The following is a 20,051-nucleotide window of genomic DNA, read 5'->3' as shown; positions in this document are numbered from 1 at the left end:
TCAGCCCTTCACGCCGCCGGCCGTCAGGCCGGAGATCATCCATTTTTGCGCCAGCAGGAACACGGCCGTGATCGGCAAGCCGGACAAAATGGCCGCCGCGGCGAAGTCGCCCCACAGGTATTTTTGCTCGTACAGGAACAGTTTCGAGCCGACGGCCAGGGTCAGGTTGTTCTGTTCATGCAGCAGCACGGACGCGATCGGGTATTCGATGATGGCGCCGATGAAGGACAACAAAAACACCACCATCAGGATGGGCACCGTCATCGGCAGCAGCACGTAGACGAAGGCCTGCCATTGCGTGGCGCCGTCGACCTTGGCCGCTTCCTCGATCTCGACGGGGATGGTTTGATAATAGCCCTTGATGGTCCAGATATGCAGCGCGATGCCGCCCGTGTAGGCCAGCACCAGGCTGCCGTGGTGGTCGATGCCCAGCCACGGCACGTAGCTGCCCAGCACGTCGAAGATGGCGTAGATGGCCACCAGGGCCAGCACGGCGGGGAACATCTGCAGCAGCATCAGCGCGGAGAGCGTCTGCGACTTGAAGCGGAACTGCATGCGCGCGAACGCATACGCGCACGTGGTCGACAGCAGCACGGTGACGGTGGCGCTCATGCTGGCCACCTTGATGGAATTCCACAGCCACAGCAGCACGGGGAAGTCCGGCTCGACCAGGGCGCCGTTGGGCGCCTGGTAAGACATGCCCAGCGCCAATCGCCAGTGCTCGAAGCTGATCTCGGGCGGGATCAAACTGCCCGAGGCGAAGTTGCCTGGTCGCAAGGAGATCGACAAGATCATCAGGAAGGGGAACATCACCAGCGCGATCAGCGCGATTACGGCGACGTGGGCCGCCAGGATGCGCCAGCGGTTGGAACGGTCGACAACGATAGCCATTACTGTCCTTTATGCTTTGTTCATGCGCGTCAGGCGCATGTTGACCAGCGAAATCGCGGCCACGAGGAAGAAGATCAGGGTCGAGATGGCGGCGGCCAGGCCAAAGTTCTGGCCGGAATCCTCGAACGCGATACGGTAGGTGTAGGACACGAGCAAGTCCGTCGTGCCGGCCGGTAACGTTGTGTCGAGGAAATCGGGACGCCCGCCCGTCAGCAAGCTGATCAGCACGAAATTATTGAAATTAAAACCCAGGCTGGCCACCATCAGCGGTGTCAGCGGCTTGATGATCAACGGCAGGGTGATCTTGAAGAAATTCGTCAGCGGTCCCGCGCCGGCCAGGGCCGACGCTTCGTACAGGTCCGACGGGATCGCCTTGATCAGGCCCATGCACACGACCATCATGTAGGGATAGCCGAGCCAGGTGTTGACGATCAGGATCATGGCCTTGGCCAGGGTGGTGTCCGAGAACCAGGCGGGCTTGATGCCGAACAGGGCGTCGAGCACGAGGTTGATTTCGCCGAAGTTGTTGTTGAACAGCCCCTTGAAGACCAGGATGGAGATAAAGCCCGGCACGGCGTAGGGCAGGAACAGCAGGGTACGGTACAGGCCGCGGAAGCGCAGCGCATCCCAGTTCAGCAGCACGGCCAGCACCATGCCCAGGCCCGTCGTGGTGGCCACGCTGATCAGGGCGAAGACGATGGTCCAGACGAAAATACGCAGGAAGGGGCCGCGGAACGCTTCATCGGAGAAGATTTTCACGAAGTTGGCAAAGCCCACATTGACCTTGAAGCCCGGTTCCAGTTTGGTGCCGTCCGGCATTTCATAAAAGCCCGTCTTGAAGTTCGGCGTCACGAGTTCGCCCGTGGCGACTTTTTTGAGGGTCTTGTCCGGCAATTGCTTGTAGACATGCGCGACGGGACCGAATTCGCGCAAGCCCACCATGCGCAGCTCGATCTTGTTCGGCAGGACCAGGGTGAGCAGCTTCAAGTCCTTTTGCAGGGCGATGATGTCCTTGATGGGCAGGGCAGGGGCCAGCACGGGCGCCTGCACGGGGTCAGCCGGCGCCACGTCCACCTTCAGCGGGACGGCGCGCTTCAGGGCTAGCGGCGGCGTCAGCAGCACTTCGCCCGTGTCCGGGCTTTCCAGGCGCAAGCGGTATTCCTTGTTGTCGGCATGCACGGTCATGGCATAGCCGGCGCTTTCCACGCGCTGCGTCTCGTCGAGCAGGTATTGCGTGGCCCGGTCGTAGGTGAGCAGGTTGCGCGAACTGAAATTGGTAAAGCCGATCGACACCGTGTACACCATCGGCAGCAGCACGAAGACGATTACCGCCGTGATGCCGGGGAACAGGTAACGGTAGGCATAGGCGCGCGGCGACGTGAAGACAAACGTCGTCAGGGTCAGCAAGCCGAGGAAAACGGCGGCCAGCATGGTCTGGCCGGAAATGTACAACATGAAGAGCAGATACAGACCCAGCGCCATGCTGATGGTCAATACCGTAGGGCCGATAAACTTGCGCACGATGGGATACCTGTGAAGATGGATGCTGGATGTCAAGCGTGGTGGCGTAGGTCGGATTAGCGGCTGCGCCGCGTAATCCGACATCAGCCGCCAACAATGTTGTCGGATTACGGCCCTTCGGGCCTAATCCGACCTACCTAAAGCTAATTAATTGGCGGTCGTAATCCGCTTCGCCGCCGCATCCAGGCCATCCTTGGTCGTCTGGCGGCCCTGGGTGATGTTTTCCAGCGCCGATTGCATCGACGACCAGAAGCGGCCCATTTCCGGGTTGTTCGGCATCGGGCGGCCCGCCTGGGCGCTTTCCATCGTCGCCTGGATGTTCGGATTGGCTTTCAATTCCGCGAACAGCACTTTATTAGCTGGCGTGCCCAGCGGGACGTCGGCGTTGATGGTTTTCAGGCCATTGAGCTGCAGCATCTGGTTTTCCAGAAATTCCGTCGCCAGGTCCTTGTTCGGACTGGCTTTCGAAATCATCGCACCCAGCACGCCCACGAATGGGGTGGCCGTCTTGCCTGCCACGGTAGGAATCGTTGCCACGCCGTAATTGATCTTCGATTTGCGCGCATTGTCCCACGACCATGGACCGTTGATCATCATGGCGATCTTGCCCTGGTTGAAGCCCGCTTCCATTTCCGCGTAGCCCGCGCCCTTCGGCATGGCGCCGCTGTTGATCAGGCTCATCAGCGCATTCACGCCGGCTTGCGAACCGGCATTGTTCACGCCCGTTTTCGCTGCATCGTAGCGGCCGTCGGACTTGACTTCAAACGGGAAGCCGCCGCCCGCGCCCAGCAGCGGCCACGTGAAATAGGTATTCGTGTAATCCCACAGGATGGCTTTCTTGCCTTGCGCGGAGAGTTTCTTGTCCAGCGCGGCGATTTCCTCGAAGGTTTTTGGCGGGGTCGGCACCAGGTCCTTGTTGTAGACGAGGGCGACGGCTTCGATCGAGATCGGGTAGCCCCAGGTCTTGCCGCCCACGGTAAATGCGTTCCAGGCCAGCGGCAGGATGGCGGCACGCGCTTCCTTGCTTGGCGTTACTGGTTGCAGCAAGCCTGCGTCGATCCAGCCGCCGATGCGGTCATGCGGCCAGATCCAGATGTCCGGGCCCTTGCCGGCGGCGGCCGCTTGCTGGAATTTGTTCGGCGCATCTTCCGGGTGTTCGACGACGACCTTGACGCCCGTCTTCTTGGTGAATTCTTCGCCGACCTTGGCCAGGCCCTTGTAGCCTTTGTCGCCATTGATCCAGATCAACAGGGTGCCTGCTTCGGCCGCGTTCGCCATGCTGACGGCGGCCAGGTTGCCGATGCCGGCCAGGGCGGCGGCGATCAGGGTGGTTTTGATGAAGCTGCGTTTCGGGTGCGTGAAGGACATGTCAATCTCCAGTATCTTTTTTTATGCTAAGTTTATGTTGAGTATCAAGGCTGAAACGATGCAACCAGGCCAGGCGGCGCCTGTAGCGCCTGGCCCCTAAAGCGGATAGATCAGGTGCGGGTCTGGCCGTGCTCGTCGAACACGTGGACGCGGGCGGGCGCCACCTGCAGCGCCACGGACTGGCCAATCGCCCAGTCCGTATCCGCATCGGCACGCACCACCAGCGGCTCGTCGCCGCCCGGGACGTGCACATACAGATAGCTGATGTCGCCCAGTTTTTCCACCGCTTGCACGGTGGCCGTGATGGCGGCAGCGGCGCCGGGCGCGCATGCCTGCACGTGCTCGGGGCGCGCGCCGACGGTGACGGGCATACCGCTGGCCAGCGGCTGCGTCAACGCCGCCTGCAGCATGCCGCCCGCATTCGTGGCGATGGTGGCCACGCCGTCGATGTAGCTGTGGATCTTGCCTTTGAGGAAGTTCATGCGGGGCGAACCGAGGAAGCCGGCCACGAACAGGTTGGCGGGATGGTGGTACAACTCCAGCGGTGCACCCACCTGCTCGATGCGGCCCGCGTTGAGCACGACGATGCGGTCGGCCAGGGTCATCGCCTCGACCTGGTCATGCGTGACGTAAATCATGGTCGAGCGCAATTCGCGGTGCAGATTCGCCAGTTCGATGCGCATCTGCACGCGCAAGGAGGCGTCCAGGTTGGACAGCGGTTCGTCGAACAGGAAGACGTCGGGTTTGCGCACGATGGCGCGGCCGATGGCCACGCGCTGGCGCTGGCCGCCCGATAAATCTTTCGGTTTGCGTTCGAGCAAAGGTTCGATGCGCAGGATTTGCGCGGCGCGCTGCACGGCGTCGGCGATCTGTACTTTACTCATGCCGGCCAGTTTCAGGCCGAAGGCCATGTTCTGTGCCACGCTCATGTGCGGGTACAGGGCGTAGCTCTGGAACACCATGGCGATGCCGCGCTTGGCGGGCGGCACGTCGTTCATGCGCGTCTTGCCGATGAATAAGTCGCCGCCGCTGATTTCTTCCAGGCCGCAGATGCTGCGCAGCAAGGTCGATTTGCCGCAACCCGACGGGCCCACGAAGACCATGAATTCGCCATCGGCGATCTCCAGGTCGATGCCGTGCAGGGTTTGCACGTCGCCATATGCCTTCTTCAGGCCTGTTAACTTCAGTCCAGCCATGTCGTCCTCGTTCTCTCAATTTGGCCCCGCTGATGCGCGGGGCTCGTTATTGTAATTGGCGGCATGGCCGCCAAAGGGTACTGTTTAAGCGTGCGTACCGAACCAGCCGCCATGCGGGGGCAGGCTGATCTGCTGGCCATCTTTACTGCCTGGCAAGCCGTGACCGGCCAGGCCGGCTGCTGGCGCCGCGTCAGGCCAGGCGAAGGTGACCGCCTCCGTGCCCAGGTTGAAGGCGGCCAGCACGGACGGCTGTCCCGGCAAGTCGCGGCGCAGGGCCAGCACGGGTTCCGGCGCATCGAAGAAGACGATGTCGCCGCGCAGCAATTGCGGCAGGGTGCGGCGCCAGGCGAGGATATTTTGCGCAAAGCGCAGCGGCGAGCCGGCATCGTTTTCTTCCACATCGACGGCGCGCGCCAGATGCTCGGGCGGCACGGGCAACCAGGGTTTGGCATTACTGAAGCCGCCATGCGGCGCATCGGCCACCCATGGCATCGGCGTGCGGCAGCCGTCGCGGCCCTTGAACTGGGGCCAGAACGGGATGCCGTACGGGTCTTGCAGCGCTTCGAAAGGAATGTCCGCTTCCGTCAGGGCCAGCTCGTCGCCCTGGTACAGGCAGGGCGTGCCTTTCAAAGCCGCCTGCACGGCCAGCACCACCTTGGCCAGCGACGGCGACGGGTTCTGGCCGCCCCAGCGCGTCATGACGCGCACGCTGTCGTGGTTGCCCACGGACCAGGAAGCCCAGCCGTCGGCCACTTGCGCCTCGAATTCTTCCACCTGCTTGCGGATATGCGCGGCGGAAAACTCGGCCGTCAGCAGGTTGAAACTGTAAGCCATGTGCAGCTTGTCCGCGCCCGTGTAGGCGGCCATCGTGGCCAGCGCATTGTCGTCGCCCACTTCGCCGATGGAAATGGCCTGGTATTCATCAAGGATGGCGCGCACGCGCTGCAGGTAGGCGATGTTTTCCGGCTGCGTCTTGTCGTACATGTGCGCCTGCATGCCGTACGGGTTGATGGCCGACACGCTGCTCGCATCGCGCTGCGCGGCGGGCGGATTGTCGCGCAGCAACTGGTCGTGGTAGGGGAAATTGCAGGAATCGAAGCGGAAACCGTCGACGCCGCGCTCGAGCCAGAAACGCAGGTTGTCCAGCTGCGCCTGCTGCACGGCCGGGTTGTGGAAGTTCAGGTCGGGCTGGCTGACGAGAAAATCGTGCAGGTAGTACTGGCCGCGGCGCGGCTCCCATTGCCAGGCCGAACCGCCGAACACGGAGAGCCAGTTGTTTGGCGGCGTGCCGTCCGGTTTCTGGTCGGCCCACACATACCAGTCGGCCTTGGGATTGTCGCGGCTGGAGCGGCTTTCCACGAACCACGGGTGGACGTCGGACGAGTGCGACAGCACTTGGTCGATCATCACTTTCAGGCCCAGTTCATGGGCGCGCGCCACCAGGCGGTCGAAATCGGCCAGGGTGCCGAACATGGGATCGACGTCGCAGAAGTCGGCCACGTCGTAGCCGAAGTCTTTCATCGGCGACGTGAAGAAGGGCGAGATCCAGACGATGTCGGCGCCCAGGGCGGCGATGTAATCGAGCTTGGAGGTGATGCCGGGCAAGTCGCCGATGCCGTCGCCATTGCTGTCGAGGAAGCTGCGTGGATAGACCTGGTAGATGACGGCGCTGCGCCACCAGTCGGCGGGCAGGTGGGCGAGATTGTTCTGAATGGTCGGCATGAATGATTTCTTAAAAGTGCCTGTAGCCGTGGCTATCAGGGCGGCGCTGCTGGTTGGTAGGCGAACGTCTTATTTTAAAATTCAAAGCGCTTTGGGTATGAAATGAGTATAGTTCAAAGCGCTTTGAAAAGTAAAGCGATACACGCGCCAGACATACGATTTTTTTATGAGGGTGATTCAGGAGGGCAAAACAGAGCGGAAGAGGGCGTTTTACGAAACCCCAAGCGGAGGCTGGGGTCGGACCCTGAGGGGGAATGCGTCCCAATGGGATGCATTCCAATGCAGTGTCCGACCCCTGTAGTTTGCTCTAGGGGTAAATCAGGCGTGGATTACCGGCCCCGCCGACTCGCCCGGCAACAGTTCGCACGGCCACAGTTCCTGCAGCTCGGTGACGGGCGTGCCGTCCATCAGGGCCAGCAGCATGTGGATCATCTTCGCGCCGGCGCCGCGCGGGTCGGGCTGGACGACGGTGGTGACGTTGTGACCGGCCAGGGAATCTTCCATCACGCCCCAGACGATCAGCGACATTTCGCGGCCGATGGCGATGCCCGCGTCGAGCAGGGCGCGCACGGCGCCCACGCCCGACATGTGGTTGTCGACGATGACGGCGGTGGGGCGCGGCGAGCGGGCCAGCAGGCGCTGCATGGCCTGGTAGCCGGCGCGGCGGTCGTGCGCATTGTCGACCAGGTTGTCGGGATCGACGGCCAGGCCGCCCGCCTGCATGGCGTGCTGGAAACTCTCGACGCGCTGGCGCACGAAGTTCAGGTCCGGCGTGGCGCTGATCAGGCCGATGCGCTGGTGGCCCAGCTGCGCCAGGCGCTCGACGGCCAGGCGCATGCCCGCTTCGTTGTCGTAGTCGAACCACGCATGCGGCTGGTTCAGCTGCGTGCGGCCATGCGCGACGAACGGCATGCCCTGCTGCGCCAGGTAGGCGATGCGCTCGTCGAACGGTTTCGTGCGCCCGACGATCAAGCCATCGATGCGGCGGCCCTTGACCATGCGTTCATACGTGTGGAATTCGTTGGTGGCCGAGGCGGGCGCGATCATCATGTCCATCTGCTGCGCTTCCAGCGCTTCGGACATGCCGCCCACGATGTCGATGAACATGGGGTCGGCCAGGTCGTTCGGCATCAGCGGGTAGATGATGCCGACGATGTTCGTGCGCCCCACAGCCAGGCTGCGCGCCATGGGATTGGGGCGGTAGCCGGCCGCCTGCGCGGCGGCCAGCACCCGCTCGCGCGTGCGTTCGCTCACTTCCGGATAGCCATTCAAGGCGCGGCTGACGGTGGTTTCGGATATTCCTAGCGTTCTGGCGAGATTTTTGAGGTTCATGGATGCTGCGTATGGGGTGGGTCGGGAGCGATGCGGTGCGATGAAGGGTAGTTTATCTGATAAATGCCGGAATGATCAGGGGTATGACCTGCGGCGGCGCCCAAAAAAATACGCGGGCAAACCCAGGGGCGCCCGCGCTAAAAGAGGATACTGCTGAATCACTACATTGAAGCTGCCGGCCATCGCGTGCAGCGGCGAAATGGTGGGTCCGGTTACTGCCTGCCCCGAAATGCGGGCGGTGTTGCTGCCACCGGCAAGCGTCCGGGGACGCTTGCCGACGTTCTAGATGCCGGCGATTACCACCAGCTTTCCACCTGGAAGCCCATCGAGCTGCCATTGGTCTTGCCACCGAACACGCCCGTTGACGACAGCGCCGATTCCGCCGCGGCGGCCGACTGGGCTGCCTTGTTCCATTTGGCGTAGGTGTAGAAGGCGCGCAGCACGGGGCGCGACCAGAAGCTGTTGCCGGCCGACAGTTGCGGCGCGAAGGTCAGCTTGGTCAGGTTGCGGCTTTCGCCGCCTTCCGGCTTGACGATGTCGTGGCCCAGTTCCACGGCCAGGCTGTAGTTGTCCGTGAAGTGGTAGACGGGGCGCGCGCCGATCGACGTCCACTTGCTGCTCACGCCTGCCGTTTCCTTGTCTTCGTAGACGAAGGTGCCCATGCCCGACCAGGAACCTTTGGGCTGGATCATGATTTGTTCCGTCAGGCGCACGACCTTGTCATCCTTGCTGGCGCCCAGGCTGAAGCCGCCCGTGTTGGCCGCGCTGCCTTTGCCGTACTGCAGTGCCACCTTGTTGAAGCCGCCCAGCAGATTGCCTTGCGTATGCATGATGGTCAGCAAGTGGCCGCTGGCGATGGGGGCTGCGCCTTGCGCGTTGCGTTTCTGGTTGAATTGCAGGCCCAAGGTCAGTTCGCCGTCCGGATTGACCTTGATGCCGGAGAAGCGCAAGTCGTGGGACAGGCCCATGCGCTTGCTGTCGCCGTCGTCGGCCGTGCGCACGATGGCGTAGGCCAGCTTGGCCGCGCCCAGGTCGATGTTTTCCAGGCCGGCGCCAGGGCCGCTGTTATTCCAGAAGTAGTAATCGGTGATGTGCACGTCCTGGCGGTCGTAGTAGCGCTTGCCGACCCAGGCGCGCGCTTCGGCGAAGGCGCCCGTGCCGATCTTGTCCGCCACCACGTTCATTTCGCGCCACGACGGGTCCGATTGTTCCCAGTCCTGGTTCTGGTTCACGGAAAACGCCACCAGGGTATTGATGCGGAAAGTGGTGCCGTTGGCGGCCTTGAAGGCCTCGCCGCCGAATTTCAGCTCGCCGTAGGTTTCGCACTCATTGCCCAGACGATATTTGGACGAGGCGCCGGCCAGGCCGAAACACGCTTCCTTGCCGCCTTCGCTGCTGGTACCGATGCCCGAGCGGATGTAACCGCCGAAGTCGATCGGCAGGGCTGCCTGGGCCGACGCGCTCAAGGCCATGAGCACTGCCGCTGGCAACGCTTTCAAGAAAAATTTGTTCATTGTGTCTCCAGTGTTTTTATAGATGTGGGATCGGCGCGCATCACTTTGCACAACCAAAGCGCTTTAACTATGTTTCAAAGCGCTTTGAGTATAGTTCAAAGCGCTTTGATAAGTAAACTCGTTTTGTTCTTGGCGTCGCTCGGAAACTTTGTGGGTGTTGCGGAGAAACATCAAAGGCGGGCGACGGCGCGTGGGCGCCGCCGTGTATGGCAGGGGGAGATCAGGAGGGAGTGTCGCAGGCGGGCAGGGTGGTCGAGTCCGTTGCGGCAAGGGCAGGATGCCGCAGGAAGACCAGAATCAGCAGGGCCGAGGTCGTCGTAATGCTGGCCAGCACATACAGCAAGTGGCAAAAGGCCGTGCCGTACGCTTGCGCCAGTTCGGCGGCGCCAGCCTGCGGCAGCAGGGTGGCCGCATGGCGCAGCTCGCCCAGCGCCAGGAAGGAGCCCGCGTGCGCCGCCTGTTCCGCGCCGATGCCGGCAAGGTCGGCGTGGCCCAGCGCCGCGACAGTAAACGTGCCCAGCAGCGCGCTGACGATGGCCAGCGCCAGGCCTTCGCCCGCCACCCTCGTCGTGTTAAAGATGCCGGCCGCCATGCCGGCCCGCTCGACGGGCACGACGCTGATGGCCAGGCCATCCATCAAGCCCCAGGGCAGGCTGATGCCGCAGCCGATCAGCAGCAGTGGCCCCAGCAAGCTGGTGGGCGACTGGCCTGGCGCGCAGGTCGACAGCCACAGCAAGCCGCCCGCCGCCAGCAGCAGGCCGCTGGCGCAGATGTGCGCGGCGGCAAGGCGTTGCGCCGCCAGGCCGGCCAGGACCGGCAGCACCAGCATGGGCGCGGACAGGGCGATCATCATGCGTCCCGCCTCCAGCGCGCTGTAGCCTTCGATGCCGATGAAGCGGGCCGGCAGCAATACGAGCAGCACGACGAAGGAAAACGCGGGCGCGGCGGCCAGCAATTGCACGCCGGCAAAGGCGGGCAGGCGGAACAGGGTCAAGTCCAGCATGGGCCGCGCGGCGCGCCGCTCCACGCGGATGAACGCGGCCAGCAGCAAGGCCGCGCCACCGAACAGCCCCAGGCTGGCGGCACTGCCCCAGCCTTTGTGCGGCGCCTGCAGCAAGCCATAGGTAAACAGGGAGAGCGCGCCCGTAAACGTCAGGGCGCCGGGCCAATCGACGCCTTGCGCCTGCGGGTCGCGCGTGTCGCGCATGGCGCGCGCGGCGGCCAGCAGGGCGGCCAGGCCGGCCACGGCCGTGACGATGAAGATGGCGCGCCAGCCCGTGTGCGTGATCAAGGTGCCGGCCAGGAAGGGGCCGAAGGCCAGGCCCGTGCCGAAGGCCGTACCGATCAGGCTGAAGGCCCGCGCGCGGGCCGGGCCGTCGAATTCCTGTGCCAGGGCCGCCAGTCCACTCGACAGGGCCATGGCGCAGCCCAGGCCCTGGACGGCGCGCAGCACGTCGAGCCACAGGATGGCGGGCGCGGCCGCCAAGGCCAGCGCGGCGGCGGAAAACACAGCCATGCCCAGCAAGAACACGCGCTTGCGGCCATAACGGTCGGCCAGCGCGCCGGCCACCATCAGGCAGCCGCCAAAGCTGAGCATGAAGGCATTCGTGATCCAGGCCAGCGCCAGCGGCGTGCCGCGCAGGTCGGCGGCGATGGCGGGAATGGCGATGGCCGGTCCCGTAAAACTGAGCGGCATGCACAGCGCAGCGAGGCAGACGGCGGCCAGCACGAAGGCGCGCCGGGACGCGGAGGCAGTCTGCATGCGGTGATTCGTATCCATGGGAATGATTCCAGAAAGAGGGAATTTGATGATAATATGGATGCAATCCATGAGAAAGTGGCTGAAAATCCACTCATAACGGACAAATATTCCCTAATTGAGGTCGCATGGATAATTTGAACGGCATAGCCGCCTTCGTGCGCGCGGCGGAAACTTCCAGTTATGTGGCGGCCGGGCGGCTGCTCGGCGTGTCGGCTTCGGCCGTGGGCAAGAGCGTGGCGCGGCTGGAAGAAAAGCTGGGCGTGCGCCTGCTCAACCGCAGCACGCGGCGCATCAGCCTGAGCAACGAGGGCGCGCTGTTTTACGAGCGCTGCCAGCGCATCCTGGCCGACCTGGGCGATGCCGAGGCGGAACTGTCGCACCTGGCCGAGGCGCCGCGCGGCAAGCTGCGCGTCAGCCTGCCCGTGATCGGCTACCGCATCATCCTGCCCCTGCTGGCCGACTTTACGCGCCAGTACCCGGAGATCGAGCTCGACCTTGATTTCAACGACCGCCTGGTCGACGTGGTGGCCGAGGGCGTCGACGTGGCCGTGCGCAGCGGAACGCTCACGGATTCGCGGCTGATGGCGCGCGAACTGGGGCCGTTTGCCTTTGCCATCGTCGGTTCTCCCGCGTACTTCGCCCGCCATGGCGTGCCGGCCTCGCCGCGCGCGCTGGAAGGGCATGCCTGCGTGCGCTACAAGTTTCCCACCACGGGCAAGTTGCAGGAATGGGCGCTGCAGCGCGCCGAGGACGACAGCGGCGGCGAGCTGCGCTTGCCGACCGCATTGACTTGCAACAATATCGAAGCCTTGATCGGTGCCGCCACGCAGGGCGTGGGTCTCGCCTATTTACCCGACTTTATCGTGCGCGACGCCATCGCACGCGGTGAACTGCAAGCCGTGCTGGCCGACAGCTTGCTGTACTCGAGCAAGTTCTGGGTGCTGTGGCCGTCGAGCCGCCACCTGTCGCCCAAAATTCGCGTCTTTGTTGACCATCTGTGTACCCACCTGCATTTTTCCGCGTCCCCTCCCGACCCTGCATCCATCGCTTGATACCTCTGGCCCCCGCGCTGGCGGCGGGTTGGGGAATATTCCTACCCCAAAGCGATTAATCCTAATCCGCTAAATTTATATTTGCTGCGCCGCATCAAGCAATGCCGCACAGCATCAGCTTATGCCCTTCCTGAATACCAGTCATACGTTATTGAAATTGCCATAAGGAATTTATTTATGTTAATTTCATATCTGTTTCTGCAACATTGCATCGCTTCGGCGGTTGCGGGGACATGTGCAGGATTAGGCGCCATAAGCGTGTAGTAACCAACAATTAAGGGGTGACTGCCCCGTTCCGTTCAGGGAGTGTGCATGAAGACAGTGATGACGACGCCGCCGGATCCGGCGCCAGCCGCGACCGCGAAACCGGCCCGCAAAACGGGTTTGCTGCTGGGTGGCGGTGCACCAAATTCCACCCTGATCGCCGGCGCGCTGGCCGCTTTCCTCGATGAGGGCATCGAGTTCGACGTCATTTCCGCGTCCGGCGCGGGAGTGCTGATGGGTTTGCTTTACACGACGCCGCACGAGGCCACGCCGCGCCAGGCCTTGCAAAGCTGGGCCGACACGGGCGTGGCCGACAGCATCTACAAGATGATCCCTATCAACTACAAGGTATTCCAGAAGCCGGGCATGCACGCGAGCACCTTCCGCGACGCTTTCCAGCCGCCGGCCAACAATCCTTTTTTTCAGGCGTTCCAGCAAACGTTTGCGGGCGTGCCCACGGCCTGGTCGGACTGGGGCAAGCTGATGGTGTCGTCGCTGTCGCCATCGGACCTGTCCGCGAAAAGCCTGGGCCTGTGCGCGCATTTGCCCTTCCTGGAAAAAGCCGTCGACTTCTCGGGCGTGGCGCGCATGCGCCCCGATTTCTACATCAATGCCTACAACCTCAGCGAGCACCGCATGCAAATATGGGGCAAGCACGAGATCGAACCCATCCACGTGCGCGCCGCGCTGTCGTTTCCCTTCCTGTATGCGCCGACGACCATCGACGGCGACGACTACATCGAAGGCGCGGCCCTCGACACGCTCAATTTCGACCCGTTTATCGAAGGCAAGGGCGAGCACCATGACGCCGACACCCTGGTCATCCTCGACATCCTCGGCGACGAGCGCCTGTTGCGCAAGCCGCGCAACCTGTACGACGCCTGGGTGCGCTCCATCATCACGCCGCTGGTGAAAATTTCCAAGAGCGAGCTGCGCCTGTTTGAGCTCGAGCACAACACGGATGCACGCACGGGCCAGCCCAAGCGGCGTCTGCTGAAGCTCGACTTGATGGGCGGCATCCCGGAACAGCACTGGCCCGACACCCTGGACTGGTCCAGCTCGAACATGCAACTGCTGTTCGACGTGGGCCACAAGGCGGGCTTGGCGTTTTGCCGCCAGCATGGTGACTTGCTGCGCCGCACGCCTGACGCAGCCCCGCTGGCGGCCTAAGCCCGCGCCGTCTGCCACCGGTCCCGGCCACCTGATCGGCAGCTACTCATCCCGCCTGGCCTTGCCAGGCCACCTTTTTACTGTGAAACACCATGAATATCACCAAGCAACTCATTCTGACCCTCACCATCGCCTTGCTGGCCCTGCTATTGCTGGGCGCCGGCGGCGCCATCCAGCTACAGCGCGCCCAGGAACGTTTCGACACCGTGCAAAACCGCATCATTCCCAGCATTCAGGGCTTGAATGCGGCCAAGGGTTTCCTGGCCGATTCGCGCCTGGCCGGCTATCGCCTGTCCGTATTCTCGAATCTGGCCGACAAGACGGCGCTGGACAAGGCCGTGGCCGACGCCAACACGAATTTCGACAAAGTGATTGCTACCTACCGCGCCGAGCGCCTGTACGACGCGACGGACAGCAAGATGCTCGACGCCGACCAGGCCGCCATGGAAGCGTACCGCCGCGCGCTCGTGCCATTCTTTGCCGCCGCCTACGCGGGCGACATGGATGGCGTGCGCGCCACCTTGCTGGCCGGCACGCCGCTGGCCATCACGGCCGCCGCCGCGAAAAAGAGCATGGATGACCATATCGCCTACAACAACAAGCTGGTCGACGATGTCAAAGCGGAAAGCCTGGCCGCCTACGACACGGCGTTCAACACCATGCTGGCCGTGCTGGGCGTGGCCGTGCTGTTGACGGGCGCGCTGGCCTGGCATATCTACAGCACCATCAGTGGCGGCCTGGGCAATATCGAACATACGCTGGAGAGAGTCAGCGCCTCGCTGGACCTGTCCGCCGCCATGCCCGTCGAGCGTATGGATGAAGTGGGCCGCACGGCCACCGCCTTCAACAAGTTTCTGGAGCGCATAGTCGGCGTGATCGCCACCGTGCGCGCCTCGGCCGATACGGTCAGCGTGGCGGCTGCGCAGATTTCCGCCGGCAACGCGGACTTGTCCGTGCGCACGGAGCAGCAGGCGTCGTCGCTGGAAGAAACGGCCTCCAGTCTGGAAGAGCTGACCTCGGCCGTGCGCCAGAATACGGACAATGCGCGTCAGGCGAACTCGTTGGCCGTGTCCGCCTCGGACGTGGCGCGCAAGGGCGGCGCCGTGGTGGCGCAAGTAGTAGGTACGATGGGCTCGATCAATGAATCGGCGAAGAAGATCGCCGACATTATCGGCGTGATCGACGGCATTGCCTTCCAAACCAACATTTTGGCGCTGAATGCGGCCGTCGAAGCGGCCCGCGCGGGCGAGCAGGGCCGCGGCTTCGCCGTGGTGGCAACGGAAGTGCGCAACCTGGCGCAGCGTTCGGCCGCGGCTGCCAAGGAAATCAAGGGCTTGATCGAGGATTCCGTCGATAAGGTCAACACGGGCAGCGCGCTGGTCGACCAGGCGGGCGCGACGATGGAAGAAATCGTCGCCAGCATCCGCCGCGTGACGGACATCATGGGCGACATCGCCAACGCCAGCCACGAGCAAAGCGCCGGCATCGAGCAAGTGAACCAGGCCATTTCGCAAATGGACCAGGTCACCCAGCAAAACGCGGCCCTGGTGGAAGAGGCGGCGGCCGCCGCATCCTCGCTGCAGGACCGCGCCGTCGAACTGGTCGATGTGGTGGCCGTATTCCGCCTGCGCGGCGATGCCAAGGAAAAATCATTGAAGGTGGCGGGCGGCTTGCCGGCTCCCGAAACGGCCCCGCGCCGCGCAGCGCAACCGGCGCGCCGCATGCTGGGATGAACTCGGGCATGCCGTATGTCATTGTCAGGTGCTGGAAGGCTTCCACACCTGCTTTGACGCATCGACGCCATATTCCCAAGTAAACGTTTTTTCTATTTATTAATCAATAATATAAATGGGATTTTGAAAAAGCTGGAAATGGCCTCGCCAAACGGTTTGGAGGGAAATTCAACGATGTTCCTCCCTGTTTTTTGACGAATCTGGTTCGCCAAATCGTGAATATCGCTGGCCTCATTTCCATGCAGGCGTCTGCCGTTTACTCCCCCCATCATGCCCGCAGAATGGATGGTTTCGAGGTCGTCTATATATGCCTGTCGTTGGACGTTGTTCATGTAGAGCGTCTGCTTATAGATTGATGACTTTGCGGCTTGTTCGTTTTCCGCATCCCAATCGAAGTCAACAAAGGCCAGAGCGGAGCAGAAGGTCAGATAAATAAGGAAAGCAGTTGATATTCTTTTCATTGAGAGGATGGTTTTAATCAGATTCAATCTGAAGATAAGGAAGGAATGCCATCAACGATAGCAAATTTTCCACATGGAAACATCACACATTGTCACATTCGCGTAAGCGCCAGGGTGCAAGCTTGGGTTATTCAAGCTGATGTGGAAATAAATATGGTGCCATGCCAAAGTTTCAGATATCGGTATCGCATTACGGTTGGCGGACCATTTTTTGAAAAACAGCTAACAGGCATGTTATATTATATAAGTTGCCTCTTGGAAATTTTATCCTCGGCCACGTTATATCAATTAACCACTTTTCTTTTCGGCCGCCGATGACCTGCCCAGTGTGTAATGCCCAAAATTCAGCCATGAGTGCACGTTGCCTCGAATGTGGAACCATCCTTATACAGGAAGCAATTGCCCGTCCTGAAGCGTTGCAACAAACCGTGGACAATCTGGATCGGCGCATGTACATCGGCTACGGCGGCTTGGCAGGTTTCGTCGTTGGCATGGGCAGTTGGATGGTTATTTCTCAGGATGAGGCAGAGGTCAAAGGCTGGCTTTTGATCTCGGTCATGACGGGCGCCGCACTGGGCCGTTTTATTGCATGGCGCAGGCGCAATACGCTTGAGTAAATTCGAGCGAACTACCTGCGGCTGTTCTTGACGGGTAGCGGCGATGTCGTGAAACGTAATAAGCAAACGTAATAACCAAACGTAAGAAGCAAACGTAAGAAGCAAACGTAAGAAGCAAACGTAAGAAGCAAACGTAAGAAGCAAACGTAAGAAGCAAACGTAAGAAGCAAACGGCTTGTCGGCAATTTCTAAGTAATCCTCGGGAAATTAGTGTGAATTTATGACGAACAGAACCGGATGCTGTGCAAGGCGCTCGCTGCGACGCAGTGCGGGCACTGCTAGCAGTGAGCAACGCCGCAGAGCGCCGGTTATGGCAGTCAGAAATCACAATAATTTATTGGGGGTTACTTAGCGCGTCGGCATGGTCCTCCTGATCAGACACGGCGTTCGCTGTTCATGCGGACGACGCTGCGCCATTCGCTGCCCCAGGTCAATTCCTCGCAAACTGCCGCGTCAAATTAACGTGCCCTTCCCGTCATGATGGAATACAATTCCTGCGTGGCAGCCAGCTTGCCTGGCAAGGCCGGGCACGGCGCCTTTGACCTCGGAAAGATGTTGGCTTATGACTCTGCAGTTCCCCCAGCGAACGGCGCCGTGTGCGCCATCCACGCTCCGTATTTCACGCAAGCCCCTCGTTTCCCTGTTCGTCCTGACGTTGTCGTCTCTGCTGGGCACGGCGCCCGTCATGGCGGCCGCGCCTGCCAGCGGCAGCGTCATGCTGGAAGAACTGACCAGCACGGAGTTGCGCAGCCGTATCGAGCACGGCGCCACCACCGTGCTCGTGCCGATCGGCGGCGTTGAGCAGAGCGGGCCGTATATCGCACTGGGCAAGCACAATGTGCGCGCCGGCTTGCTGGCGCGCCAGATCGCACAGCAGCTGGGTAACACCATCGTCGCCCCCGTCGTGTCCTACGTGCCGGAAGGCGCGATTTCGCCGCCGGCCGGCCACATGCGCTTTGCCGGCACGATTTCGATACCGCCGGCCGCCTTCGAAGCCGTGCTGGAAGGGGCCGCCGCCAGCCTGCGCCAGCATGGCTTCCGCGACATCATTTTCCTTGGCGATCACGGTGGTTACCAGAAGAACGAGCAGAACGTGGCGAATAAACTCAACCGCGCCTGGGGCAAGACACCCGCGGGCAAGGAAGCGCGCGCCTACGCCTTGCTCGATTACTATGACATCACGCAATCGGCCTATATTGCCGAACTGCAGAAGCGCGGCCACAGCAGCGCCGAGATCGGCCTGCACGCGGGCTTGGCGGACGCGGCCTTGATGCTGGCGACGGACCCGTCGCTCGTGCGCAGCGAGGCCATGGCGCACGGGGCGAAGCCGGGTGTGGCGGACGGCGTGCGCGGCGACGCGACGCGGGCAACAAAGGAGCTGGGCCAGATCGGTATCAAACTGCAGGTGGACACCTCGGTGGCTGCCATCAAGCAATTGCTGCAACGAAATAAGTAAATCTTCCGCTGGAAGTGCTGAACTTCCGGCTTTTGCAACGAAACGACGCGAAAACACATGAAAAAATCTCAACGACGCACCATCGTCACCTTGTCCGCCCTGGCTGCCGCACTGGCCGGCCTGGGCGTGGCCAGCCAGGTCATCGGCGCCAGCACGCCGGCCCCGGCCGCTGTCGCCGCGGCGCCGGCGGCCGCCTATTCGCCGCTGCCGGGCATGCCGCCGCTGGTGGACCCGAAAAACGTGTACGGCAGCATCGCCAGCAGCAATATGAGCCCCGTCGTCAAGGATCACTTGCGCCGCGTCTATGTGCCGAACCTGCGCTCGAACGACGTCTACGTGATCGACCAGGACAGCCTGAAAGTGGTCGACAAGTTCAAGGTCGGCAGCGGCCCGCAGCACGTCGTGCCGTCGTGGGACTTGCGCACCCTGTGGGTGGCGAACAATGCCGAGCGCACGGACAAGGGCAGCCTGACGCCGGTCGACCCCTTGACGGGCAAGCCGGGCAAGGAAGTGCCCGTCGATGATCCCTACAATATGTATTTCACGCCGGACGGCAAGTCGGCCATCGTCGTGGCCGAAGCGCGCCACCGTCTCGATTTCCGCGATCCGAAAACCATGGCGGTGCAGTATTCGATCGATACGCCCCAGTGCGGCGGCATCAACCATGCGGATTTCTCGAACGATGGCCGCTACGCCATGTTCACCTGCGAATTCGACGGCACCATCGCCAAGATCGACCTGGTGGGCCGCAAGGTCGACGGTTACCTGAAATTGCAGATGCCGGCCAAGCGCTTTGCCGAGTCCGGCCCCGTGGGCGGCCCCGCGAATGAAATCTGCAGCGTCAAGAAGGGCATGCCGCAAGACATACGCATCTCGCCGGACGGCAAGAAATTCTTTATCGCCGACATGGACGCCGACGGCGTGCACATCGTCGATGGCGCCACCCTGAAGGAAATCGGCTTCATCCAGACGGGCGTGGGCGCGCACGGCCTGTACCCGAGCCGTGACGGTAAAAAGCTGTACGTGGCCAACCGCGGCACGCACCGCATCCACGGCAAGCCGAAGGGTAAGGGCAGCGTCAGCGTGATCGATTTCGCCACGGAAAAAGTGGTGGCGAATTGGCCGATTCCCGGTGGCGGCAGCCCCGACATGGGCAATGTGAGCGCCGACGGCAAGTATCTGTGGCTGTCCGGCCGTTTCGACGACGTGGTGTACCGCATCGATACGAACAGCGGCGACGTGTCCAAAGTGAAAGTCGGCCAGGAACCGCACGGTCTGACCGTCTGGCCGCAGCCGGGCCGCTATTCGCTGGGCCATACGGGCAATCTGCGCTAAGCGGGGGGCGCATGGAAATCGATTCGCTGGAGCAACTGCGCGCGCTTTATCCGCCCGCGCAGGGGCGGGCGCTGAGCAAGCAGCTCGACCACCTCGATCCGCATTGCATCGCCTTCATCGGGCTGTCGCCGTTCGTCGTGCTGGCCACGGGCGGGGCTGGCGGCCAGCTCGACGCCTCGCCGCGCGGCGGCGCGCCCGGTTTCGTGCACGTGCTCGATGCCCATACCCTGCTGCTGCCCGATGCCAAGGGCAATAACCGCCTGGACAGTTTCAGCAATATTGCCGAGACGGACAGGGCGGGACTGCTGTTCATGATTCCCGGCGTCGATGAAACCTTGCGCGTGAATGGCGAGGCCAGCCTCAGCGACGATGCGGCGCTGCTGGCGTATTTTGACGGCGAGCGCAACCCGCCGCGCCTGGTCATGCGCCTGCGCGTGGCCGAGGCTTACTTGCACTGCGCCAAGGCCCTCATGCGTTCGCGCCTGTGGGACAGCACGGCGCAAGTCGAACGCTCCGTCTTGCCGACGATGGGCCGGATGATCGGGGACCAGACGGGCAGTATTGGCCCGCTGGAAACACAGGAGCAGATGCTTGCCCGCTACGCGCAGGATCTGTAGCTTTGCTTGCCTAAAAGGCAATGCTGGCGCATACTGCGCT

The 20,051-nt window shown here is 62.3% G+C and carries 16 protein-coding genes; 7 read left to right on the top strand and 9 right to left on the bottom strand.

Annotation, left to right across the window (positions count from 1 at the left end):
- The 8 genes from malG to OX462_RS17655 all read right to left on the bottom strand — a co-directional run bounded on the left by malG (window position 1) and on the right by OX462_RS17655 (window position 11,324).
- Window positions 1–891, bottom strand: a complete 891-nt coding sequence (gene malG, locus OX462_RS17690) for a maltose ABC transporter permease MalG (protein WP_070218276.1) — start codon at window positions 889–891, stop codon at window positions 1–3.
- 9 nt (window positions 892–900) lie between these two features.
- Complete coding sequence (malF, locus tag OX462_RS17685) at window positions 901–2,412, bottom strand: maltose ABC transporter permease MalF (protein WP_409026685.1); 1,512 nt, start codon at window positions 2,410–2,412, stop codon at window positions 901–903.
- A 147-nt stretch (window positions 2,413–2,559) separates the two neighbouring features.
- Complete coding sequence (gene malE, locus OX462_RS17680; protein WP_180278956.1) at window positions 2,560–3,780, bottom strand: maltose/maltodextrin ABC transporter substrate-binding protein MalE; 1,221 nt, start codon at window positions 3,778–3,780, stop codon at window positions 2,560–2,562.
- A 110-nt stretch (window positions 3,781–3,890) separates the two neighbouring features.
- Window positions 3,891–4,976 (bottom strand): ABC transporter ATP-binding protein, encoded by a 1,086-nt coding sequence (locus OX462_RS17675; RefSeq protein WP_070311949.1) that lies wholly within the window; start codon window positions 4,974–4,976, stop codon window positions 3,891–3,893.
- Window positions 4,977–5,060: 84 nt separating this feature from the next.
- A complete protein-coding gene (locus OX462_RS17670) occupies window positions 5,061–6,698 on the bottom strand; it encodes an alpha-amylase family glycosyl hydrolase (protein ID WP_409026684.1) in 1,638 nt (545 codons plus the stop codon).
- A gap of 318 nt (window positions 6,699–7,016) precedes the next feature.
- Window positions 7,017–8,030 (bottom strand): substrate-binding domain-containing protein, encoded by a 1,014-nt coding sequence (locus tag OX462_RS17665; protein WP_409026683.1) that lies wholly within the window; start codon window positions 8,028–8,030, stop codon window positions 7,017–7,019.
- 296 nt (window positions 8,031–8,326) lie between these two features.
- Window positions 8,327–9,544, bottom strand: a complete 1,218-nt coding sequence (locus OX462_RS17660; RefSeq protein ID WP_070218271.1) for a maltoporin — start codon at window positions 9,542–9,544, stop codon at window positions 8,327–8,329.
- 220 nt (window positions 9,545–9,764) lie between these two features.
- Window positions 9,765–11,324 carry an MFS transporter gene (locus tag OX462_RS17655; protein WP_409026682.1) on the bottom strand — a complete coding sequence of 520 codons (1,560 nt, stop codon included), beginning with the start codon at window positions 11,322–11,324 and terminating at the stop codon, window positions 9,765–9,767.
- Between the two features lie 107 nt (window positions 11,325–11,431).
- Between OX462_RS17655 and OX462_RS17650 the strand changes: the two genes are divergently transcribed.
- The 3 genes from OX462_RS17650 to OX462_RS17640 all read left to right on the top strand — a co-directional run bounded on the left by OX462_RS17650 (window position 11,432) and on the right by OX462_RS17640 (window position 15,525).
- Window positions 11,432–12,358: a LysR family transcriptional regulator gene (locus OX462_RS17650; RefSeq protein ID WP_409026681.1), complete on the top strand. Its 927-nt coding sequence runs from the start codon at window positions 11,432–11,434 to the stop codon at window positions 12,356–12,358.
- Between the two features lie 312 nt (window positions 12,359–12,670).
- Window positions 12,671–13,792, top strand: a complete 1,122-nt coding sequence (locus OX462_RS17645; RefSeq protein WP_409026680.1) for a patatin-like phospholipase family protein — start codon at window positions 12,671–12,673, stop codon at window positions 13,790–13,792.
- A gap of 92 nt (window positions 13,793–13,884) precedes the next feature.
- Complete coding sequence (locus tag OX462_RS17640) at window positions 13,885–15,525, top strand: methyl-accepting chemotaxis protein (RefSeq protein ID WP_121669086.1); 1,641 nt, start codon at window positions 13,885–13,887, stop codon at window positions 15,523–15,525.
- Between the two features lie 92 nt (window positions 15,526–15,617).
- On the opposite strand, the gene OX462_RS17635 is transcribed toward OX462_RS17640, so the two are convergent.
- Entirely contained in the window at window positions 15,618–15,986 is a 369-nt protein-coding gene (locus OX462_RS17635) for a hypothetical protein (RefSeq protein WP_070289735.1), read from the bottom strand.
- Window positions 15,987–16,336: 350 nt separating this feature from the next.
- On the opposite strand from OX462_RS17635, the gene OX462_RS17630 reads away from it, so the two are divergent.
- The 4 genes from OX462_RS17630 (at window position 16,337) to OX462_RS17615 (ending at window position 20,011) form a co-directional block, all read left to right on the top strand.
- Window positions 16,337–16,603, top strand: a complete 267-nt coding sequence (locus OX462_RS17630) for a hypothetical protein (protein WP_162995614.1) — start codon at window positions 16,337–16,339, stop codon at window positions 16,601–16,603.
- 562 nt (window positions 16,604–17,165) lie between these two features.
- Window positions 17,166–18,059, top strand: a complete 894-nt coding sequence (locus tag OX462_RS17625; RefSeq protein ID WP_346428573.1) for a creatininase family protein — start codon at window positions 17,166–17,168, stop codon at window positions 18,057–18,059.
- 57 nt (window positions 18,060–18,116) lie between these two features.
- Entirely contained in the window at window positions 18,117–19,394 is a 1,278-nt protein-coding gene (locus OX462_RS17620; protein WP_409026679.1) for a YncE family protein, read from the top strand.
- Window positions 19,395–19,405: 11 nt separating this feature from the next.
- Complete coding sequence (locus OX462_RS17615) at window positions 19,406–20,011, top strand: pyridoxamine 5'-phosphate oxidase family protein (RefSeq protein WP_409026678.1); 606 nt, start codon at window positions 19,406–19,408, stop codon at window positions 20,009–20,011.
- Window positions 20,012–20,051 lie beyond the last annotated feature (40 nt).

This window comes from Janthinobacterium aestuarii, from assembly GCF_046113285.1.
In the GTDB taxonomy this organism is placed as follows: Bacteria; Pseudomonadota; Gammaproteobacteria; order Burkholderiales; family Burkholderiaceae_D; genus Janthinobacterium.
This window is presented reverse-complemented; position numbering and strand designations above follow the sequence as displayed.

Bases quoted from the DNA above. Each gene is read 5' to 3' on its own strand.
- OX462_RS17635 (WP_070289735.1), bottom strand. From the start codon at position 15,986: ATGAAAAGAATATCAACTGCTTTCCTTATTTATCTGACCTTCTGCTCC.
- OX462_RS17620 (WP_409026679.1), top strand. From the start codon at position 18,117: ATGAAAAAATCTCAACGACGCACCATCGTCACCTTGTCCGCCCTGGCT.
- OX462_RS17645 (WP_409026680.1), top strand. From the start codon at position 12,671: ATGAAGACAGTGATGACGACGCCGCCGGATCCGGCGCCAGCCGCGACC.
- OX462_RS17660 (WP_070218271.1), bottom strand. From the start codon at position 9,544: ATGAACAAATTTTTCTTGAAAGCGTTGCCAGCGGCAGTGCTCATGGCC.
- OX462_RS17675 (WP_070311949.1), bottom strand. From the start codon at position 4,976: ATGGCTGGACTGAAGTTAACAGGCCTGAAGAAGGCATATGGCGACGTG.
- OX462_RS17655 (WP_409026682.1), bottom strand. From the start codon at position 11,324: ATGGATACGAATCACCGCATGCAGACTGCCTCCGCGTCCCGGCGCGCC.
- OX462_RS17640 (WP_121669086.1), top strand. From the start codon at position 13,885: ATGAATATCACCAAGCAACTCATTCTGACCCTCACCATCGCCTTGCTG.
- OX462_RS17670 (WP_409026684.1), bottom strand. From the start codon at position 6,698: ATGCCGACCATTCAGAACAATCTCGCCCACCTGCCCGCCGACTGGTGG.
- OX462_RS17625 (WP_346428573.1), top strand. From the start codon at position 17,166: ATGACTCTGCAGTTCCCCCAGCGAACGGCGCCGTGTGCGCCATCCACG.
- OX462_RS17665 (WP_409026683.1), bottom strand. From the start codon at position 8,030: ATGAACCTCAAAAATCTCGCCAGAACGCTAGGAATATCCGAAACCACC.
- malE (WP_180278956.1), bottom strand. From the start codon at position 3,780: ATGTCCTTCACGCACCCGAAACGCAGCTTCATCAAAACCACCCTGATC.
- OX462_RS17650 (WP_409026681.1), top strand. From the start codon at position 11,432: ATGGATAATTTGAACGGCATAGCCGCCTTCGTGCGCGCGGCGGAAACT.
- OX462_RS17615 (WP_409026678.1), top strand. From the start codon at position 19,406: ATGGAAATCGATTCGCTGGAGCAACTGCGCGCGCTTTATCCGCCCGCG.
- malG (WP_070218276.1), bottom strand. From the start codon at position 891: ATGGCTATCGTTGTCGACCGTTCCAACCGCTGGCGCATCCTGGCGGCC.
- OX462_RS17630 (WP_162995614.1), top strand. From the start codon at position 16,337: ATGAGTGCACGTTGCCTCGAATGTGGAACCATCCTTATACAGGAAGCA.